Here is a 19190-nt window from a genome sequence, read left to right on the forward strand (position 1 = left end):
CCCGACAGACCCGACTGACCCGACAGACCGGACGGTCAGCCGGCCGGGTGATCGCCCGGCCCGTCGCGCCGGTCCGCGAGCGGTGTGGGCGAGAGATCCGTGCTCTCCTCGCCCGGTTCGAGCAGGGTGTCCGCCGGTCCCGCGATCAGCCGGTCCGGTTCGCCGATGGCCCCGGCGTCCTGGTCGGGGTAGTCGAAGCGCCACAGCAGGCTGCGCATCGCCTCCAGCCGCCCCCGCCTCTTGTCGTTGGTCTTGACGACGGTCCAGGGCGCGGAGGCCGTGTCGGTGGCCCGGAACATATCGATCTTGGCGGCGGTGTACTCGTCCCACAGGTCCAGCGAGGCCAGGTCGGTCGGCGACAGCTTCCACTGGCGCACCGGATCGATCTGGCGGATCGCGAATCGCGTGCGCTGCTCGGCGCGGGAGACGGAGAACCAGAACTTCACCAGCAGGATGCCGTCCTCGGTGAGCATCCGCTCGAACACCGGGGCCTGGCGCAGGAAGTGCTGGTACTCGGCCGGGGTGCAGAATCCCATCACGCGCTCCACGCCGGCCCGGTTGTACCAGGAGCGGTCGAAGAAGACGATCTCCCCGGCCGACGGCAGGTGAGCGACGTACCGCTGGAAATACCACTGCCCGGCTTCGCGCTCGGTCGGCTTCTCCAGGGCGACCACGCGGGCACCGCGCGGATTGAGCCGCTCGGTGAACCGCTGGATGGTGCCGCCCTTGCCCGCCGCGTCCCGCCCCTCACACACCACGATCAGCCGCTGACCGGTCTCCTTGACCCAGTGCTGGAGCTTGAGCAGTTCGATCTGCAGGACCCGCTTGTGCTGCTCGTACTCCCGCCGCCGCACCTTCCGGTCGTACGGGTAGTTCTCGCGCCACGTCCGGATGGGCCGCCCGTCGTGGTCGAGCAGCACCGGCTGCTCGGGCCGCCGGTCGTCCACCGTCAGCCCCGCCAGCAAGCGGTCCCCATCCTCCGTGGTCATCGGCCGGCCCCTACCCCCGTCGCGCGGTGGGCGTGCGCCGGCGCGCCGGGGCACGGTCGAAGACGACCTCGCCCTCGCCGTCGATGTCGTCCTCCGAGAAGGGCGGCAGCTCGACGGTGTAGAGAGGTTCGAGAAAGATGTCATGGTGCTGCGGGCGCGCGGTCGGCGCGGCCGTGGCGGTGGGTCCCTGCATCGGTTCCTGGCGGGACGGTGAAGAAGGCATGCACAACCGTTCGGAGAGTCGAGCGGCCGCACGGCCTGAATGCCGATCGACCCGCTGGAAAGGTGTCTACCTCATCATTCCCCGTCATGCACAACCGTGGGTAGCCGGAGCGCGGCGCGGCAGGACCGTACCGTCCGTTCAGCGGGCTCCGTCCGGCCGCCCGACCGGGCCACCGGCCACCGCCGGCAGAGCGTCGGGCCGGCTCCGGATCCGTCGTCTCACCGGTCGGTGAGCATGCCCGTACGGAGTCGGGTCAGCGTACGCGAGAGGAGGCGGGAGACATGCATCTGCGAGATGCCGAGCCGCTCGCCGATCTCGGACTGGGTCAGTTCCTGGCCGAAGCGCATCTCGATCATGTGGCGCTCACGGTCGTCGAGTTGGCCGAGGAGCGGGGCGAGGGTGTGGAAGTCCTCGACGAGATCCATCGCGGGGTCGCAGCCGCCGAGCGTGTCGGCGTAGGTGCGGCCGCTCTTGTTGACCTGACCGTCGTCGCCGCTGTCGCTCGGCGCGTCGAGGGAACCGGCGCTGTAACCGTTGGCCGCGACGAGCCCCTCGACGATCTCCTCCTCGCTCAGCCCCAGATGCGCGGCGAGCTCCGCCACGGTGGGCTCCCGGTCGAGGACCACGGCGAGGTGCTCTTTCGCCTTGGCCAGCTCGACGCGGAGTTCCTGGAGCCGGCGCGGGACGTGCACGGCCCAGGTGGTGTCGCGGAAGAAGCGCTTGATCTCCCCGACGATGTACGGGACCGCGAAGGAGGTGAACTCGACCTCGCGGGACAGATCGAACCGGTCGATCGCCTTGATCAGGCCGATCGTACCGACCTGGAGGATGTCCTCCATCTCGTTGGCACCCCGGCTGCGGAACCGCCCTGCGGCGAACCGGACCAGTGACTGGTTCATCTCGATCAGGGTGTTGCGCGCGTACTGGTACTCGTGCGTGCCCTCCTCAAGAACCCGCAGCTGGTCGAAGAACATCTTCGACAGTGCCCGCGCGTCCTTCGGCGCGATCTTGCCCGCGTCCTCGATCCACGGCAGTTCGCCCACGTAGACATCGGCCGGAGCCGGGTCGACCGCCGCCGGCTGTACGGATGTACCTGCGGACTGCGTCGATATGGTCACGTTCGTCATCGCCTTAGGGGTCGCCGGGTGTGCTGTCGGCTCACCTGCCCGGCCGGCGCACACCTACGCCCCCGTCGGCGGACAAGTTGAGATCGACCTGCCGACAGGGGCGGAACCAGCCCTTATGGGCGGCTTTGCGAGGGGGGCCCGGGGGCACGTGACCTCAGGCGGGCGGGACCATGTCAGGCGAGGTGACCGCCGTAGTAGCCGCCGACCTGCTCGTGGTAGCCCGCGTCACCGGGATGCTTGTCCTTGTCGAACTCGGGCGCGTCCTTGATCTGGGCCTTCGTCCGGTCGACGTAGATCTTCTCGTCGGCCGTGTCGATGCGGCTCACGGTGCCGGCCGGCAGCAGTACGTGCTTGCCGAAGATCCAGACACCCGTGTCGACGACGAGATGGGCGGCACCCACGTCGTCGGAGTGCTTGTCGACCTTGCCGATGGACCCGTCGGTCGCCTCGACCGTGAATCCGACCAGGCTGATTCCGGTGGAGTGCCCACTCGTCGGCTGGTAGCCCCAGATGTTCTCGCTCATGAAATGGCTCCTTCATCGACGGATGGTTACCAGGGAATTCGGTTGCCGCGTGAACGGTGACCGTCCCTCGATCTTTCGGGTGCCCCGACTTCCTTTTCCTACACCCGCCATAAAGAATGCGGGTGCCCGGACGATGTCGTCCGGGCACCCGCATGGTCGTGCCGTTCAGGGAATTGTCACGCGGTCCGCCAACCGCACGGACCCCGCCCTACCGGCGACTGCGCCGACTGTCACCGCTGGCCCGCCGTACCAGGAAGCCCACCAGCCATACCACCACGACGACCACCGCGAGCCACCACAGGGCGTGCAGCACGAAACCCACGCCGAGAATGATCAGAATCAGCAGCAGAACGAGAAGCAGAGCACCCATGGTCATCAGCCTCCAAGCCGACATCTGCCCGGAGGCGGCGCGGTCACGCGGACGAAACCAGGCATTACCCCACTCTACTCCGGGGCATTCGGACGCGCCGTCCGGGAAATCAGGCCAGGGATTCGACAGCGGGCGCTTCCGTGATGTCGAGAAATACGTGGTCGGCCTCCGGCCAGGTCCCCGACACGGACTCCTTGATACGCACGGAGATCAGCTCGACGGATTCGCTGTCGAGCCCTGGCACGAGGTCGATACGGGCCGCCACGAGGGTCGAGTCGAGACCGAGCTTCATGGTCAGCAGGGTGTCCACGTTGTCGATCTCGGGCTGCGCGTCGAGCAGCGCGCGGATCCGGCCGCGCAGTTCGGGGTCGACCGCCTCGCCGATCAGCTGGCCCCGGGCCTCGGCGCCGAGGCGGTAGGCGATGTAGACGAGGAGCAGCCCGATCGCGAAGGACGCGCCGGCCTCCCAGACGATGTCCCCGGTGATCAGGTGGAGCACCATGCCGGCCATGGCGAGGAGCACGCCGAGGACGGCGGTCGAGTCCTCCGCGATGACGGTACGCAGGGCGGGGTCGCGGGCTCCCTCCTTCGCGCCGCGCACCTGCAGCAGGGCCCGGATGAGCGAGATTCCTTCGGCGAGCAACGCGACGACGAGGACGGTCAGACCGATCGCGTAGCCGCCGGATGATTCCTTCTCCTCGGAGCCCAGTGACTCGAAGCCCTGGAAGAAGGAGAAGCAGCCGCCCATGACGAAGATGCCGACGGCCGCGAGGAGAGCCCAGAAATAGCGTTCCTTGCCGTATCCGAAGGGGTGGCGTTCGTCGGCGGGGCGGCGGCTGCGGCGCAGGGAGGCGAGCAGGAACACCTCGTTCACACTGTCGGCGACGGAGTGCGCGGCCTCGGAGAGAAGCGCCGGGGAGCCGGTGAGCAGACCGCCGACGGCTTTGGCCGCGGCGATCACGAGATTCGCGCCGAGCGCCATCAGGACGGTCACCCGGGTCTTGGCGTCGGACTGACGACCGGTGGGCTTCTCGCGGTCGGATTCTTCACGGCTCTCGCGGTCGGGTTCCTCATGGTTCTCGCGGTCGGGATCTTCACGGTTCACTGCGGTTCACCTTGGGTAGGAGGGGGCCGGTCCGGTGCGCGCCGGCGGGGCGGCGGCGAGAAGCCCCGGGCCGTACCGCCGGGGTGCGGATCTCGGCCGCCCGGCGCGCTTCGGGGACCTCACCCCCGGTGGGCGGTGGCGGCTCGTCCACGGGCGGCGGCAGGATGAATTCCTCGAAGCGGCCCAGGGCGAGCAGGCCCACCAGCATCAGAGGCGCGAAGAGCACGGAGATCAATACGGCCGTCAGCTCCATGGCCCAGACCTTTCCTCGTCCTGTAGCCACCCGACCCGTTTTCGGGTGCCTCCTCCGCGCGCTCCCAAACGTCCCGCGCCGCCAGGAATTCGTCCCTCAGAGTGAAGAATTCGCGGCCCCCGGCGCAGTGACCGACTGACGGCCCCGGCAGTGGGTACGCGGATGACCATGAACCCACTGAACACGTATCACGGCGGCGGGGCCGTCCACCTCGCAGCGAGCGGTGTCGGGACGGACGTCATCGCGTTCATCGTGGGGCTGATCATCGTGGCAGCGCTGATCGGCGGTTTCATCCTGGGCGGGCGGCTCCGCGCCAAGCGCGCCGCTCCGCCGACCCCGGAGGAGCAGCCGCACCGGCCCGAACGCACCACGCACATCGAGGAGAACGTGGAGCCCTCCGACAAGTTCTTGCCGGGCGGCGAGCGGCTCATGCCGTACCAGCTCGGCGGGCACGGCGACGAGGCGTTCCAGCCGCCGGAGGAGCCGGAGAGCCGGGCCGGACTCGGGGATGGGGACGACGAGCCTCCCGCGCGCCCCGGGGGCGGCTCGCACCCCGCCTGACGGCCACACACCGGCACACGCCGGTCGGTGAGGCGTACAGGGCCCGGCGGCGGCCGGCTCCGTCAGCTCCGCCGGTCGCGGCCGGCGTGCTGGCAGTGAGGTTTCACGACGGAAGAGATCGGCTGAGCGCAGATCATGGTGCACATCGGATACACGATGATGACGGAGCAGGCCGGCCCCCGCGCGCTGGTCGAGCACGTGGTGGGCGCGGAGCGAGCGGGATTCGACTTCTCGGTCACCTCCGACCACTACTTCCCGTGGCTGGAATCGCAGGGCCACGCACCGTACGCGTGGAGCGTGCTGGGCGCGGCGGCCCAGGCCACCTCCCGTATCCCTCTCATGACGTACGTGACGTGTCCGACGACGCGCTACCACCCCGCGGTCGTCGCGCAGAAGGCCGCGACGATGCAGTTGCTGTCGCAGGGGCGTTTCCGGCTCGGACTCGGTTCCGGGGAGAACCTCAACGAGCATGTGGTGGGCGGGGGCCGGCCCGCCGCCCCTGTGCGGCAGGAGATGCTCGAAGAGGCCGTCGAGATCATCCGGGCGCTGTTCGCCGGGGGCTACGTGAATCATCACGGCGCCCACTTCGATGTGGAGAGCGCCAAGCTCTGGGATCTGCCCGACGAGCCGCCGCCGATCGGGATCGCGGTCTCCGGGAAGCGGTCGTGCGAGCTGGCCGGGCGGCTGGCCGATCTCGTCATCGCCATCGAACCCAAGAGGGAGCTGGTGGACGCCTTCGACCGGCACGGTGGGGCGGGAAAGCCCCGGGTCGGCCAGTTGGCGGTCTGTTACGACCCGGACCGGGAGACGGCGATCGCGCGAGCGCACGAGCAGTTCCGGTGGTCCGTCGGTCCCTGGCCGGTCAACGCCGAGCTGCCGGGTCCGGCGGCGTTCGCCGGGGCCACGCGGTTCGTACGGCCCGAGGATGTCGCCCGGAGCGTTCCGTGCGGTGACGACGTGGACGCGTTCGTCGAGGCGGTGAGGTCGTACGCCGAGGCGGGTTTCACGGAGGTCGCACTGGTCCAGATCGGCGGGGACCACCAGCAGCCCTTCCTCGACTGGTCGGAGAAGACCCTGCTGCCGGCCCTGCGGCAGCTCTGAGGACGGAAGTCCGGACGGCCCCGGGCGGGCCCGCCGGAAGCGGCTCGCGCGGGGCATTCCGTATCGGGGCCTGGGCAGGCCTTCGCGTCAGGACCGGCCGGCCACGTCCTTCGGCAGCCGTTCCAGCAGTCCGCGCAGATCGTCGGCGTGTTCCTCCTCCTGCGCGAGCAGGTCCTCGAACACCCGGCGCGTGGTGGGATCGCCCTGCCCCAGCCACTGGGCGATCTCCGTGTACGACGCGATGGCCACTCGCTCGGCCACCAGATCTTCCTTGATCATCTCGATCAGGTCCGCGCTCGCGTCGTACTGCGCGTGGGAGCGCCGGGTCAGCGTGTCCGGGTCGAAGTCGGGCTCCCCGCCGAGCTGGACGATCCGCTTCGCCAGCTTGTCCGCGTGTTCCTCCTCCTCCCCCGCGTGCTCCAGGAACTCGGCGGCGACCGGCTCGGAGTACAGCCCCGTAGCCGTGTAGTAGTGCCGCTTGTAGCGCAGGGTGCAGACGATCTCCGTGGCCAGGGCCTCGTTCAGGACCTGGAGGACGCGCCCGAGGTCGGCGCCGTACGCGTCGGTCACCGGGCCCTTGTCGATCTCCTTGCGCGCCCGGGCGCGGATGGTCTCGATGTCGGTCAGGAACTCGGCCATGGCCGTGCACTTCCTTTCGTACCCCACGGGCATTGTCGGCGTGAACATCCGCCTGCCCCCTCCCTTCCCCGCGCACGCCTGCGACGCTGTCGTTCTCGTACCCGGCTCATCCACACGGCCCTGTCCCGCCCGCCCGGTTCCCGGAGTCCGGCGGGCGGGGCCGGGACCTCGCGGAGCACGGCGGGGGATAGCCGCCGGGACCCGGGGTAGTCGCGGAAGTCGGACGACCGAGCGACACCGGAGGCGACCCTGACGAACGGGACGACGGATAGGACCATCAGGGCACTGTTTCGGTCCGGAGGCCTTCAGCGCGGGAAGAGACAGCTCGTGCTGGAAGTCCGAAACACCGTAAGCGCCCCGGTGGCCGAGCTCGTGAAGCGGCGCCGGGAGCCGGTCGTCGTACAGACGCTGCGCTCGGCCGCGGCCGCGACGATCGCCTATCTGGTCGCGCTGTGGCTGAGCAGCGAGTCCGCGCCGCTCACCGCTCCCCTGACCGCTCTGCTCGTGGTGCAGGTCACCCTCTATTCGACCTTGACGACGAGCGTCCGCAGGCTGAACGCCGTCGTGGCCGGCGTGCTGGTCGCGATCGGCTTCAGCGCGCTGGTCGGGCTGTCCTGGTGGAGCCTCGGACTGATCATCCTGGCTTCGCTCATCGTCGGTCACCTCGTCCGCGTGAGTGAGTTCGTGCCCGAGGTGGCGATCAGCGCCATGCTGGTGCTCGGGGTGACCCAGGTGGCGTCCACCGCCTGGGACCGGGTGCTGGAGACCCTGATCGGCGCGGTGGTGGGGCTCCTGTTCAACTTCCTGTTCGTACCGCCGGTGTGGGTGGGCACGGCGGGCCAGTCCATCGTCGGGCTCTCCCGCCGGATGCGCCAGCTGCTGCTGCGTGTCGGGGAAGGACTGACCGACGCTGTCCCCGTCGAACGCGCCGCCGCCCGCCTGCACGAGGCACGCCGTCTCGACCACGACATCAGCGAGGTGGACGCGGCCCTGCGGCAGGCGGAGGACAGTCTCCGGCTCAACCCCCGGGTCAAGGAGGGGCTGCTGCACCGGGTGGTGCTCCGTACCGGTCTCGACACGCTGGAGATCTGCACGGTGGTGCTGCGGGTTCTGGCCAGGACCCTCACCGACCTCGCCAAGCAGCGCACGAACGAGCCGATGTTCCCGGTGGATGTGGGGCACGCCCTGGAGGAGCTGCTCGGCCATGTCGCCGATGCCGTCGTGAGTTTCGCCGTCCTCGTCACCACACAGGTGAGCGAGAGCGCCGAGATGGCGGAGTCGCGGCTGACCGAGGACCTCGCCGCCGCGGGCAGCAGCCGGGAGAAGCTGGCGGATCTCCTGCTGGCGGGCGTCCAGCGGCACCCGCGCCAGTGGCAGCTGCACGGCGCGCTGCTGGCCGAGATCGACCGGATCCTGGACGAGCTGGACCTGGAGAACCGTTCCCAGCGTTTGCTGGAGGAACTGGACCGGGCGTCGCGCGAACAGCGGGAGCGGCATCCCCGGGTGGCCGCCGCTCGGCAATGGGCGAAGGAGGCGTTGTCGCGATTGCGGAGTACCTCATGAAACGCGGAAGTCCGATCAATCTTTTACCGGCCATCTTCGCGGCGTGAATCGATCGTTCCGAGAGCAACAGGAAACCGGCGGACGATTATTGACGGAACCTTTGCCCGTTGCCCGATGAACCCGCCTGTATTTGTGCGGAGATGATCGCTCTCTCTCCTGCGGAAGCCCCTGGCCATGGGCGTCATCAGCGGTGACGGCATGAGGCCGGGGCATGTCCCGCTGTGATCATGATCTCCTCGCGCATCCTCCGAGCGGGACCTGGAGGCCGACATCCGGCCTCTCACCAGGCACATGAGGCGCGCGGAGAGGGCGAGTTGGGTGGGCCGGTTGAAGAGATCCGCGTCAATGGCGGTACTGTGCGCGCGCGCCGTCATCGTCGGCGGCGCGGTTATCGCGGAGGATTCTGTGACTGTATTCAGCGGATCGTGGCGGCGCAGAGGCGCCCTCATAACGATCGCGACGGCAGGCGCAGTCGGGGTTGGCCTGTCGGCCGCTCCGGCGTTCGCGCACACGCCGGTTTGGAGTGTGACCTGCAGTGAGGTGAAGGTGGACCTCACCGCTTACGGCAACAGCGACAAGAACACGGTGAACATCACCGTGGACGGCAAGGACCTGCTGCCGACCGAGTCGTTCAGGAATGATTTCCACACCAAGCTCTCGCTCCCCGATCACACGAGCGAGCTGTCCGTCCGTCTCGTGGTGAAGGCCGCCGACGGCGACAAGTACTCGCTGGACGCCGTGCAGACCGCTCCGGTCTGCGAGGCGCCCACCACCCCGCCGACGGAGGACACGCCGTCTCCGACGCCGTCGGAGACGGTCTCCGAGACGCCGTCCCAGAGCCCCTCCGAGGAGCCTTCCTCGTCGGCGCCCACGCCCACCGAGGAGCCCTCCAGCTCCGCGGCCGTGGTTCCGACGTCGAAGCCGAGCCCCGCCGGGGACCTCGCCGAGACCGGTGGTTCCAGCGCCACGCCGATGATCGCCGGCGCGGCCGGTGTCGTCCTGGTGGCCGGTGCCGGCATCATGTGGGCGGCTCGCAAGCGTCGCACCGTGCAGGGCTGACCCATAGCGGTACGCACCACCCGGCCGCCACGCTCGGATCCGCCGTGACCCGGCTCGCCCCGCCCCTGTCGCCACGCCGGACGCCGTCCAGAACTTCCACCGCCAACACCCGGCGGCCTGGACGACGCTCCCCCGGCCGAGAGGCATGGACCGGACGACAGCTCGCCCCGTACGGGGCGCCGTCCGGACCCATACGACAGGGGTCGTGCGTGTAGCCGCGCCGGCCGTCGGCATACGACAGGATCCGGTCGGGGCCGGCCCCGGGGAACGTACGGCCCGGCCCGTCCGACCTGCGGTCATGACAGCCTGGTCGAACCTTCTTCGAGCAGTGTGAGGCCCCGCGGCGTTCCATGCCGCGGGGCCTCACTCCGTTCCCGGGCACGGTCCGGCCCCGTACGGCCTGGGCACCGGGTCAGGTCCGCCGGATCAGGTGTCCCGCCCGTGCCCGGGTGCACGGCGGCGCGGCCGCGCCGACAATGAACGGAAGTGACCGACACAGGGGGCGCCCATGGATCCGGTGGAGGCTCTCGACAGGATCGCCTTTCTGCTGGAGCGCTCACGGGCCGAGACCTACCGGGTCCGGGCGTTCCGTACGGCCTCCGCCGCGGTGGCGGGCCTGTCCCCGGACGATGTCGCGCACCGCGCCGCCCGGGGAACCCTGGCCCGCGTGCCGGGGATCGGTCCCCGGACGTCGCAGGTCGTGGAAGCGGCGCTGGAGGGTGCCGTACCGGCCTATCTGGAGCGTCTGGAGCGGGAAGCCGACGCACCGCTCGCCGCGTCGGGGCAGGCGTTGCGCGCGGCACTGCGCGGGGACTGCCATCTGCATTCGGACTGGTCGGACGGCGGGAGCCCCATCGAGGCGATGGGGCGCACGGCCGCGGCGCTCGGGCATGAGTGGGCCGTGCTCACGGACCACTCCCCCCGGCTCACCGTCGCCCGGGGCCTGTCGCCGCAGCGGCTGCGCGAGCAGCTCGACGTGATCGCGGAGCTGAACGAGAGCTGGGCTCCGTTCCGGCTGCTCACCGGTATCGAGTGCGACATCCTGGACGACGGTTCGCTGGACCAGGAGCCGGAGCTGCTCGACCGGCTGGATCTGGTGGTGGCGTCCGTCCACTCGAAGCTGCGGATGGATGCCGCCCCGATGACCAGGCGCATGATCGCCGCCGTACGCGATCCGCTGACGGATGTGCTCGGGCACTGCACCGGGCGCCTCGTGACGGCGCGCCGGGAAACCGGGCGCGGCGGAGGCGGCGCGCGGCCGGAGTCGGCGTTCGACGCGAAGGCGGTGTTCGCCGCCTGCGCCGAGTCCGGTACGGCCGTGGAGATCAACTGCCGGCCTGAACGGCTGGACCCGCCCCGCCGGCTGCTGCGCGAGGCGGTCGCGGCCGGGGTCTTCCTCGCCATCGACACGGACGCGCACGCACCCGGTCAGCTGGACTGGCAACTCCTGGGGTGCGCACGGGCACAGGAGTGCGGCGTACCGGCCGACCGGGTGATCAACACCTGGACGGCCGAAGGGCTGCGGGAGTGGACGCGGACCCGGCGGATCCCGCCCGCGTCGGCGCGGTAGGCGCCTTCACCGCTCTTCGAGGTCCGCGAAGACACTGGTGTCGAGGCGGGCGAGCAGATCGGTCGGATTCTCGTAGATCGCTTCCGCTCCGGCCGACTCCAGGGCCATGCGCGGGATTCCGCCGGACAGTACGGCGACGGCGCGGACGCCGGCCTTCGTCGCCGCTTCCATGTCCCAGGCGGTGTCGCCGACGAATACGGCCCGCTCCGCCGGAACCCCGGCGAGTTCCAGAGCCCGGCGCACCGGATCGGGTGCGGGCTTGCCGGCGGCCACGTCGTCCGCGCTCGCGGTGCTCGTGATGACGTCGTCGGCGTCGATCGCCCGGCGCAGCGCGTCGAGCTCGGCCCCGCCCGCCGAGGTGGCGAGGACGATCCGCCAGCCGCGGTCGGCCAGGGACCGCAGGAGGTCGGCGGCCCCCTCGAACGCGGGCAGCCGGTCGAAGTACGTCCCGTACAGCGTCGTGTGCGCGGCACTGATCTCCGCGTCCTGGTCCCGGTCCCGCTCGTCTCCGAGGAGATGCGCGACGAGGTCCTGGGAGCCGAGGCCGACCGCCCGGTGGATGGCGGACATCTGGACCAGGTGCCCGGCCTGGCGGAACGCCTCCCACCAGGTGATCACATGAAGGTGATTGGTGTCGGCGAGGGTCCCGTCGACGTCGAACAGCGCGGCGCGCGTCGTCATATGTCCCGCTCCCGTTCTCGTGCTCCAGCCCGTTCTCGTACCGTTCCCGTACTCCTCCTGCCCGCTCCGGCGCCCGTTGTCCCGCTCAGGCGAACAGGTCGCCCAGCCGGCGCTGCCAGGCGTCCGTGATCCGCGGGCCGTCGGCGCCGGGGGCGAAGTCGTGCACGCTGACGCCGACCGGCGCGCCGAAGTGGTTCCTGCCGAAGAGCCGGTACATCGCGGTGCCGGTGCGCAGCCCGATGAAGTAGGGGTCGCGGTAGTCGATCACGGCGTCGGCCGGCCCGCTGCCGGGGAGATCGATCCGTACGGTGTCGCCCTCGGCCGCCTCGTCCGGCAGCCCGAGCCCCCGGCTCGCCACCTCGAAGGCGCCCTCCGCCGCGCCGGCGGGCGGGGCGTCGGCGGCGGCGAAGACCGCGGTCCGTCCGGTGAAGTGGAGCAGGTACTGGCGCAGGGTGTGCAGGTAGAAGTCGGTGTGCTTGGTGGCGCCGTCGTACTGGTTGTCCCAGTCGTCGACGAAGATGCCGCTGTGCACGTAGCGCACCCGGGAGCCGCCGCCCTCGCGCTCCTCGATGACGTGGTCGAGCTGGTTGAGCGTCTGGTGGGAGACACCCTCCGGGATCTCCACGCGGCCGGTCAGGCGCTTCGGCGGGTCCCAGGCGGTGACGGTGCCGCCGAACGGGGCGGCGCCGCCCGCGCGGGGCTCGTACTCCATGGGCCACAGCCAGCCCGCCGTGCCGGTGGTGATCGCTTCCCAGACCTGCTCGGGACTGGCGTCCACCCCGAACTCGCGGACGATCTCGAATTCCTTGGACATGATGGCGCTCTCCTTAGTGCCTGCTCGGGGGCGCGGACGGGGCGCCGGCTCCCTTGGGGTGAACATACGGAACGGAACGACCGTGCGCGGGGTCCGGTCGAGGCCCTCCCGGACGGCCCGCCGGACGCCTGCCCGGCGGGCCGCCGGCGGTCAGGATCCCGGTGACGACCCGTTTCCTGACGACGACTCCTCCACGGGGGCGGCGGAGGCGCCCGGGAGGGAAGCCGGTGCGGGTGTGGTGCTCAGCTTGACGGTGGGATGGAGCGCGACGACGATCCGGTGATCGCGGCCCGCTTCGGCGTGTTCGTCGTGGTACTTGGCGATCAGGGTGCTCACGCCACGCGTCAGCTCCTCGACGAACGCCGCCCGGTCGGCCGCGGAGCCGAAGCGCACCTCTCCGTCGAGGGCATAGGTCGCGAGGCGCTTGCGGGCCTTCGTCGCGCCGGTGAGCAGGGCGCCGACGTCCCGTACGAGCCGAGCGGCGACAGCGAGCAGCCAACGCGCGGACAGCTGGTCGCGGAAGCGGGCCGGGTCGGGCTGCACCTCGGCCAGGGCGAGCGGCGAGATGACGTACGAAGCGGCCGTGGCCCGCATGAGCCGCTCGGTGACGTTGCCTTTCCTGCGTTCACCGGCCAGCTCGACCAGGCCGTGCCGCTCCAGCGCCTTGAGGTGGTAGTTCACCTTCTGCCGGGGCAGTCCGACCCGCCCGGCGAGCATCGTCGCCGAGGCGGGTCCGGCGGCCAGCTCGGCGAGCAGCCGGGCCCGCACAGGGTCCAATGAGGCGGCCGCTGCCGCCGCGTCCTCGATCACGGTCACGTCCCACATGACTCAAGACTCGCACCGAACACTTTTTTTGTCCAGGAGGATTCTTCCGTCGGTCTCGGCCGGGACGTACGGTCGTCAGCAGCGCGGATGAGCCCGGAACCGGCCACGGCCACGGCCACGGCCCGGCATGCCTCGCCGCCACCATTGAAAGCGTTCAATTCTCTTCCGCAGCAGTCGAGTTGGGCAGGCCTCATCCGTTGTCGCCGTTTGCCTCGGAGCAGCCGAGAAAAGGCCCGCGGACTCGTTGACGCACACGTCATGCGCCCCTACGGTCACACGATGAATCGATTCACTCCACACTGTCAGGGGCCGCTGTGATCAGTAGAAGGAACATCCTCGCGGGCGCTGCGGCCACGGTGGGCGCCGTGGCCGCCGGAGCCGGGCCGGTCGTGGCCGCCCCCGCGTCGGCCGCGTTACGCGCCGGCGAAAGCGCCTTGCGGATCGCCTCTCCGACCGTCGAGTACGTCCGGCGGCCACTGGGCCTGGACACGGCCCGTCCGCGCCTGAGCTGGCCGATGGCGTCGGCCGAACCGGGGCAGCGGCAGAGCGCCTACCAGGTGCGTGTCGCCTCCAGCGCCGCCGGTCTGTCCCGCCCGGACGTGTGGGACAGCGGCAAGGTCGTCTCGGGCGATTCGGTCCTCGTCCCGTACGCCGGTCCCCCGCTCGAACCCCGGACACGCTACTTCTGGTCGGTGCGGGTGTGGGACGCCGACGGCGGCGTCTCGGAGTGGAGCGCGCCGTCGTGGTGGGAGACCGGTCTGATGGACGCGGAGCAGTGGTCGGCGCGGTGGATCTCCGCTCCCCCGGCCCTCACGGACGCCCCGTCCCTGGAGGGAAGTTCGTGGATCTGGTTCCCCGAGGGCGAACCGGCCAACAGCGCTCCGGCGGCCACCCGTTGGTTCCGCCGTACCGTCGGCCTCGCGGACGACATCACCGCGGCCACGCTGGCCATCAGCGCGGACAACGTGTACGCCGTCTCCCTCAACGGCACCGCGATAGCGCACACCGACCTGGAGACGGACAACGAGGGCTGGCACCGCCCGGCCGTCATCGATGTCCTCGACCACGTCCGCCCCGGCGACAACACCCTGGCGGTCTCCGCGACCAACGCCACCGACGGGCCCGCCGGCTTGATCTGTGTACTGGTCCTCACCACGGCCTCGGGCGAGAAGAAGATCTTCACCGACGCCCAGTGGAAGTCCACGGACCAGGCTCCGGCCGACGGCTGGCGCGCGCCGGACTTCGACGACAGCGGGTGGCCCGCGGCACGGGTCGCCGCCGCCTGGGGAGCCGGGCCGTGGGGCCGCGTCGTGCCGGTCGTGTCCGCCGCGAACCAGCTGCGCCACGAGTTCCGGCTGCCGGGAAAACCGGTGCGCCGCGCCCGCCTGTACGCCACGGCTCTGGGCCTGTACGAGGCGCACCTGAACGGCAGCCGGGTGGGACGCGATCAACTCGCCCCGGGCTGGACCGACTACCGCGAGCGCGTGCAGTACCAGACCTTCGACGTCACCGGCTCCGTCCGCCCCGGCGCCAACGCGCTCGGCGCCTACCTGGCCCCTGGTTGGTACGCGGGCAACGTCGGCATGTTCGGCCCCCACCAGTACGGCGAACGCCCGGCGTTCCTCACCCAGTTGGACATCGACTACGAGGACGGGACGAGTGAACGGATCGCCTCCGGGCCGCGATGGCGTGCCGCCTCAGGACCGATCGTCTCCGCCGACCCGCAGTCGGGCGAGACGTACGACGCGCGGAAGGAGACGGCGGGGTGGACCTCACCCGGCTACGACGACCGGTCGTGGCTCCCGGTGCGCGGCGCCGACAACGATGTCCCGAGGCGGATCGTCGCGCAGGTGGACGGTCCCGTGCGCATCGCGAAGGAACTTCCCGCCGAGAAGGTCACCGAACCCGAACCGGGGGTCTTCGTCGTCGATCTGGGCCAGAACATGGTCGGGTCCGTGCGACTGCGCGTGTCCGGCGACGCGGGCACGACGGTGCGGTTGCGGCACGCGGAGGTCCTCAACCCGGACGGCAGGATCTACACGGCGAATCTGCGGACGGCCGCCGCGACCGACACGTACACCCTCAAGGGCCACGGTGAGGAGACCTACGAGCCGCGTTTCACCTTCCACGGGTTCCGCTACGTCGAGGTGACCGGGTTCCCCGGCACACCCTCGACGGAGTCGGTGACCGGACGGGTCATGCACACCTCCGCACCGTTCACGTTCGCGTTCGAGACGAACGTGCCGATGCTCAACACACTGCACAGCAACATCACGTGGGGGCAGCGCGGCAACTTCCTCTCCGTCCCGACGGACACCCCCGCCCGCGACGAGCGGCTGGGCTGGACGGGCGACATCAACGTCTTCGCGCCCACGGCCGCCTACACGATGGAGTCGGCCCGCTTCCTCACCAAGTGGCTGGTCGACCTCCGTGACGCGCAGACCCCGGAGGGCGCGTTCACGGACGTGGCACCCATGGTCGGCACCGTCGGCAACGGTGTGGCGGGCTGGGGGGACGCGGGTGTCACGGTCCCCTGGGCCCTCTACCGGGCGTACGGCGACCGGCAGGTCCTCGCGGACGCGTGGCCGTCCGTCCAGGCCTGGCTGACCTATCTGGAGAAGCACAGCGACGGGCTGCTACGGCCGGCCGAAGGATACGGCGACTGGCTGAACGTGTCGGACGAGACGCCCAAGGAGGTCATCGCGACCGCCTACTTCGCGCACAGCGCGGACCTGGCGGCGCGCTTCGCCACGGAGCTGGGCAAGGATCCCGCGCCCTACGCCGACCTCTTCGCACGCGTACGCGAGGCGTTCCGGACCGCGTACGTCGCGTCCGACGGCACGGTGCGGGGCGACACGCAGGCGGCCTACGTCCTCGCACTGTCCATGAACCTGGTGCCGGACCCCTTGCGCCAGGCGGCAGCCGACCGCCTCGTCGCCCTCATCGAGGCGAAGGACTGGCACCTGTCGACCGGCTTCCTCGGCACTCCGCGCCTGCTGCCCGTCCTGACCGACACCGGTCACACCGATGTCGCCCACCGGCTGCTGCGTCAGCGCACCTTCCCCAGCTGGGGCTACCAGATCGACCGGGGCGCCACGACCATGTGGGAGCGCTGGGACTCCATCCAGCCGGACGGCGGCTTCCAGACCCCGGAGATGAACTCCTTCAACCACTACGCCTACGGCTCGGTGGGCGAGTGGATGTACGCCAACATCGCCGGCATCGCCGCGGGCCGAGCCGGCTACCGGCGGATCGTCATCCGTCCCCGCCCCGGCGGGGATGTCACCTCCGCCCGGGCCACGTTCGCCTCCCCCTACGGCCCGGTGTCCACCGACTGGCAGCAGCGGTCCGACGGCTTCACCCTGTCGTGCGGTGTTCCGCCCAACACCACCGCCGAGGTGTGGATCCCCACGGCCCGTCCCGACCGCGTGCGGCGCACGCACGGGACGTTCGTGCGCGCGGAGGACGGCTGCGCGGTGTTCGAGGTCGGTTCGGGAACGCACCGCTTCACCGTATGACGTGTCGGTTCACCGTACGACGGGTCGGCGGTCCGCCCCCCGGCCCGGACGGCGGACCGCCGACGGCGGACGGGACTCGACCACCGGAGCGGCGTTCCGGCGCGTGGCGCCGTGTGTCCTCGGTCGGGGGACGGGCTGGATCTGCCGGGTACGGGCCAGGTCAGCCGCTCAGTGACGAGTCGTCCGCCACCCGTGCACCGGGCAGCCGGTACGTGGCGGCGATCAGTGCCGCGTCGACGTCACTCGTGCCGGTGGCCACGCAGAGCAGGGAGGAGACGTCCTGGAACTCCCGCCGGGCGGTGGAGACTCCGGCTTCGTCGTGCCGGGCGGCGAGGCTCCGGTAACGCTTCACCAGGTTGCGCAGGATGACAGGGTGAGCCAGCAGCACGTCGGTCTCCACGGGTGAGAGGGAGCGAGTCGATCACCGGATGCCCCACCGCCGCCTTGTGATGCCCTTCATCCCCGTGGAAGTTGACCGCCGGGTGAGCCCGCGGGTGCATCCGGGGGGCCGCCGCCCGTCCGCGCCCTGTGACGGGCGAAGGCGGGAAGCACGAACCAGCACAGGACGAACCACGTGACCATCGCGCCGACCAGCCAGCCGGCGAGGAAGTCGGCCACCGCCAGCCGCAGGATGAGCAGCAGGGCCGAGGCCATCGTGCCGAGCAGAAGCAGGAGTCCCACGACGGTCAGGCGCGACGCCCACCGCACCGTCTGGGGCTTCATCCGGTGCCCGGTCAGCAGGCGGTGGAACGAGACAGGCCCGATGAGCGCGCCGACCGCGGAGGCGCCCAGCATCACCGTGACCGTGTAGATGGTCCGGTCGGTGTCCGACAGATGGGAGAACCGCGCCTGGAAGACGACGGTGAGCAGGAAGCCGAAGAGGATCTGCACCCCGGTCTGCGCCACCCGCAGCTCCTGGAGCAGCTCGCCCCACAGCCGGTCCGCGCGCTGCTCGACCGTCTCGTCCCTGCCGTGTTCCCGGCTGTTCGCCATCGCCTGACCGCTCCCGGGGAGGTTGCGCTCGCCTTGCCCGCCCGCCCTGCTGACCGGCCCTGCCCGATGCTAGAACTCGATCGCGCCGCTGCTCCGGATGTCCACGTCCATGGTGCGCCGCGGCTCCGCGTCGGCGAGGCGTGGATGCGTGCGTGGGTGCGGGCGACGGCATCTCAGGGGAAAGGCGCCGAGCCTCCCTCTCCAGCTCAGGGGCCGGGGTCGGGCCGGCTCAGGGGCCGGGGTCGGGGCACACCGGTTCGGCGATACCCGCCCTGGCGGCCTCCAGCTGGGCGGCGAAGGCCACACCCAGGAAGAGCACGATCCCGGTCAGATTGGCCCACAGCAGCAGGGCCACGAAGGCCGTCAGCGGCCCGTACACCGCACCGAAGGAACCGCTCCTGCCGACGTAGAACGCCAGCAGCCAGGTGGCCGCCACCCACAGCAGCAGATGAACGGCGGAGCCGAACGCGAGCCAGGTGTAGCCGGGTTGGTCGCGCCGGGGCGACCAGCGGAAGATCACCGCGGAGGCGGCCCCGGCCAGGAGCACTCCGAGGGGGATCTCCAGCGGTCCCCACCACGCGAGCCAGTCCCGGGACCAGCCCAGCGCCTCCACCACGGAGTCGCCCACCGCCCTCCCCGCGACCAGGACCAGGAAACCGAGCGCCATCGGCACCCCGGCGGCGAAGGCCAGGACCAGGCCACGGGCGTACTTGGCGAGGAAGGGCCGGTCCCGCTCGACGCCGTAGACGCGGTTGCAGCCGCGTTCGATCTGGCCCATCGCCGACGCGAGGTTCAGTACGGCGAAGCCGAGACCGAGCCACATCGCCACGGCCCCCGACACATCCGCTCCGGCGCTGCGCCGGGTGTCACGCAGCGCGCCCCGGACCAGCTCCGCGCTGTCGCCCGGTACGATCCGGCCGAGCGTCAGCTCGATGATCCTGCCCAGGCTCTCGGTGTGCACGGTCGTCGTCACCCCGACGAGGGCGATGGTGAAGGGCACCATGCCCAGGACCACTTGGAAGCCGAGGGACCGGGCCTGGCTGAACCCGTCGGCGTAACGGAACCGGGAGAAGGCGTCGAGGAGCAGCTGCCGCCCCCCGTAACGGCGCAGCGCGGTCAGCGCCTCGTCCCCGGACAGTTCCTCACCGATCATGTCCCGTGTCTGCGGCACCCGTGTGACCGTCCCCATGCCCACCCTCCCCTGCGCCCCGGGCCGCTGCCGGATCCGGTGGCGACCGTCTACCCCGGGAGGAGCCGCGGACCCGTGGGTCGCGG

20 protein-coding genes are annotated in these 19190 nt (G+C 70.7%); 6 read left to right on the top strand and 14 right to left on the bottom strand.

Features of this window, described 5'->3' with window-relative positions:
• Positions 1-35 precede the first annotated feature (35 nt).
• From ppk2 to ACIBAE_RS25650, 7 genes are all read right to left on the bottom strand, one after another.
• Complete coding sequence (gene ppk2 / locus ACIBAE_RS25620; RefSeq protein ID WP_399289727.1) at positions 36-989, bottom strand: polyphosphate kinase 2; 954 nt, start codon at positions 987-989, stop codon at positions 36-38.
• A gap of 10 nt (positions 990-999) precedes the next feature.
• Positions 1000-1182, bottom strand: coding sequence for a hypothetical protein (locus ACIBAE_RS25625; RefSeq protein WP_399289729.1), 183 nt, complete (start codon positions 1180-1182; stop codon positions 1000-1002).
• A gap of 248 nt (positions 1183-1430) precedes the next feature.
• On the bottom strand, positions 1431-2339 hold the full coding sequence (locus ACIBAE_RS25630) for an RNA polymerase sigma factor SigF (RefSeq protein WP_399289731.1): 909 nt from the start codon (positions 2337-2339) through the stop codon (positions 1431-1433).
• A gap of 173 nt (positions 2340-2512) precedes the next feature.
• Entirely contained in the window at positions 2513-2863 is a 351-nt protein-coding gene (locus ACIBAE_RS25635) for a PRC-barrel domain-containing protein (protein WP_399289733.1), read from the bottom strand.
• A 208-nt stretch (positions 2864-3071) separates the two neighbouring features.
• Complete coding sequence (locus ACIBAE_RS25640; RefSeq protein WP_399289735.1) at positions 3072-3233, bottom strand: hydrophobic protein; 162 nt, start codon at positions 3231-3233, stop codon at positions 3072-3074.
• A 109-nt stretch (positions 3234-3342) separates the two neighbouring features.
• Positions 3343-4215: a cation diffusion facilitator family transporter gene (locus tag ACIBAE_RS25645; RefSeq protein WP_399289847.1), complete on the bottom strand. Its 873-nt coding sequence runs from the start codon at positions 4213-4215 to the stop codon at positions 3343-3345.
• A gap of 112 nt (positions 4216-4327) precedes the next feature.
• Positions 4328-4621 carry a hypothetical protein gene (locus ACIBAE_RS25650; RefSeq protein ID WP_399289737.1) on the bottom strand — a complete coding sequence of 98 codons (294 nt, stop codon included), beginning with the start codon at positions 4619-4621 and terminating at the stop codon, positions 4328-4330.
• A gap of 138 nt (positions 4622-4759) precedes the next feature.
• On the opposite strand from ACIBAE_RS25650, the gene ACIBAE_RS25655 reads away from it, so the two are divergent.
• Together ACIBAE_RS25655 and ACIBAE_RS25660 are read left to right on the top strand one after the other, a co-directional pair.
• Positions 4760-5152 carry a DUF6479 family protein gene (locus ACIBAE_RS25655; protein WP_399289739.1) on the top strand — a complete coding sequence of 131 codons (393 nt, stop codon included), beginning with the start codon at positions 4760-4762 and terminating at the stop codon, positions 5150-5152.
• A 135-nt stretch (positions 5153-5287) separates the two neighbouring features.
• Positions 5288-6253: an LLM class F420-dependent oxidoreductase gene (locus ACIBAE_RS25660; protein ID WP_399289741.1), complete on the top strand. Its 966-nt coding sequence runs from the start codon at positions 5288-5290 to the stop codon at positions 6251-6253.
• Between the two features lie 87 nt (positions 6254-6340).
• On the opposite strand, the gene ACIBAE_RS25665 is transcribed toward ACIBAE_RS25660, so the two are convergent.
• Positions 6341-6892, bottom strand: a complete 552-nt coding sequence (locus ACIBAE_RS25665) for a bacterioferritin (RefSeq protein ID WP_399289743.1) — start codon at positions 6890-6892, stop codon at positions 6341-6343.
• 327 nt (positions 6893-7219) lie between these two features.
• Between ACIBAE_RS25665 and ACIBAE_RS25670 the strand changes: the two genes are divergently transcribed.
• From ACIBAE_RS25670 to ACIBAE_RS25680, 3 genes are all read left to right on the top strand, one after another.
• Positions 7220-8455, top strand: coding sequence for an aromatic acid exporter family protein (locus ACIBAE_RS25670; RefSeq protein ID WP_399289745.1), 1236 nt, complete (start codon positions 7220-7222; stop codon positions 8453-8455).
• A 405-nt stretch (positions 8456-8860) separates the two neighbouring features.
• On the top strand, positions 8861-9514 hold the full coding sequence (locus ACIBAE_RS25675; RefSeq protein WP_399289747.1) for an LAETG motif-containing sortase-dependent surface protein: 654 nt from the start codon (positions 8861-8863) through the stop codon (positions 9512-9514).
• Positions 9515-10022: 508 nt separating this feature from the next.
• Positions 10023-11084: a PHP domain-containing protein gene (locus ACIBAE_RS25680; RefSeq protein ID WP_399289749.1), complete on the top strand. Its 1062-nt coding sequence runs from the start codon at positions 10023-10025 to the stop codon at positions 11082-11084.
• Between the two features lie 6 nt (positions 11085-11090).
• Here the strand turns inward: ACIBAE_RS25680 and ACIBAE_RS25685 are convergent, their stop codons facing one another.
• The 3 genes from ACIBAE_RS25685 to ACIBAE_RS25695 form a co-directional block, all read right to left on the bottom strand.
• On the bottom strand, positions 11091-11765 hold the full coding sequence (locus ACIBAE_RS25685) for an HAD family hydrolase (protein WP_399289751.1): 675 nt from the start codon (positions 11763-11765) through the stop codon (positions 11091-11093).
• 85 nt (positions 11766-11850) lie between these two features.
• Complete coding sequence (locus tag ACIBAE_RS25690; protein ID WP_399289753.1) at positions 11851-12579, bottom strand: SRPBCC domain-containing protein; 729 nt, start codon at positions 12577-12579, stop codon at positions 11851-11853.
• A 150-nt stretch (positions 12580-12729) separates the two neighbouring features.
• A complete protein-coding gene (locus ACIBAE_RS25695; RefSeq protein ID WP_399289755.1) occupies positions 12730-13404 on the bottom strand; it encodes an ArsR/SmtB family transcription factor in 675 nt (224 codons plus the stop codon).
• Positions 13405-13718: 314 nt separating this feature from the next.
• Here ACIBAE_RS25695 and ACIBAE_RS25700 point away from each other — a divergent pair, with 314 nt between their 5' ends.
• Positions 13719-16922, top strand: a complete 3204-nt coding sequence (locus tag ACIBAE_RS25700) for an alpha-L-rhamnosidase (RefSeq protein WP_399289757.1) — start codon at positions 13719-13721, stop codon at positions 16920-16922.
• Positions 16923-17082: 160 nt separating this feature from the next.
• Here the strand turns inward: ACIBAE_RS25700 and ACIBAE_RS25705 are convergent, their stop codons facing one another.
• The 3 genes from ACIBAE_RS25705 to ACIBAE_RS25715 form a co-directional block, all read right to left on the bottom strand.
• Positions 17083-17310 (bottom strand): DUF5133 domain-containing protein, encoded by a 228-nt coding sequence (locus ACIBAE_RS25705; RefSeq protein WP_399289850.1) that lies wholly within the window; start codon positions 17308-17310, stop codon positions 17083-17085.
• Between the two features lie 68 nt (positions 17311-17378).
• Positions 17379-17915, bottom strand: a complete 537-nt coding sequence (locus tag ACIBAE_RS25710) for a DUF6328 family protein (protein WP_399289759.1) — start codon at positions 17913-17915, stop codon at positions 17379-17381.
• Positions 17916-18144: 229 nt separating this feature from the next.
• Positions 18145-19104 (bottom strand): YihY/virulence factor BrkB family protein, encoded by a 960-nt coding sequence (locus ACIBAE_RS25715; RefSeq protein ID WP_399289761.1) that lies wholly within the window; start codon positions 19102-19104, stop codon positions 18145-18147.
• Positions 19105-19190 lie beyond the last annotated feature (86 nt).

The sequence above is a fragment of the Streptomyces sp. NPDC051569 genome (assembly GCF_044454085.1).
Classification (GTDB): domain Bacteria; phylum Actinomycetota; class Actinomycetes; order Streptomycetales; family Streptomycetaceae; genus Streptomyces.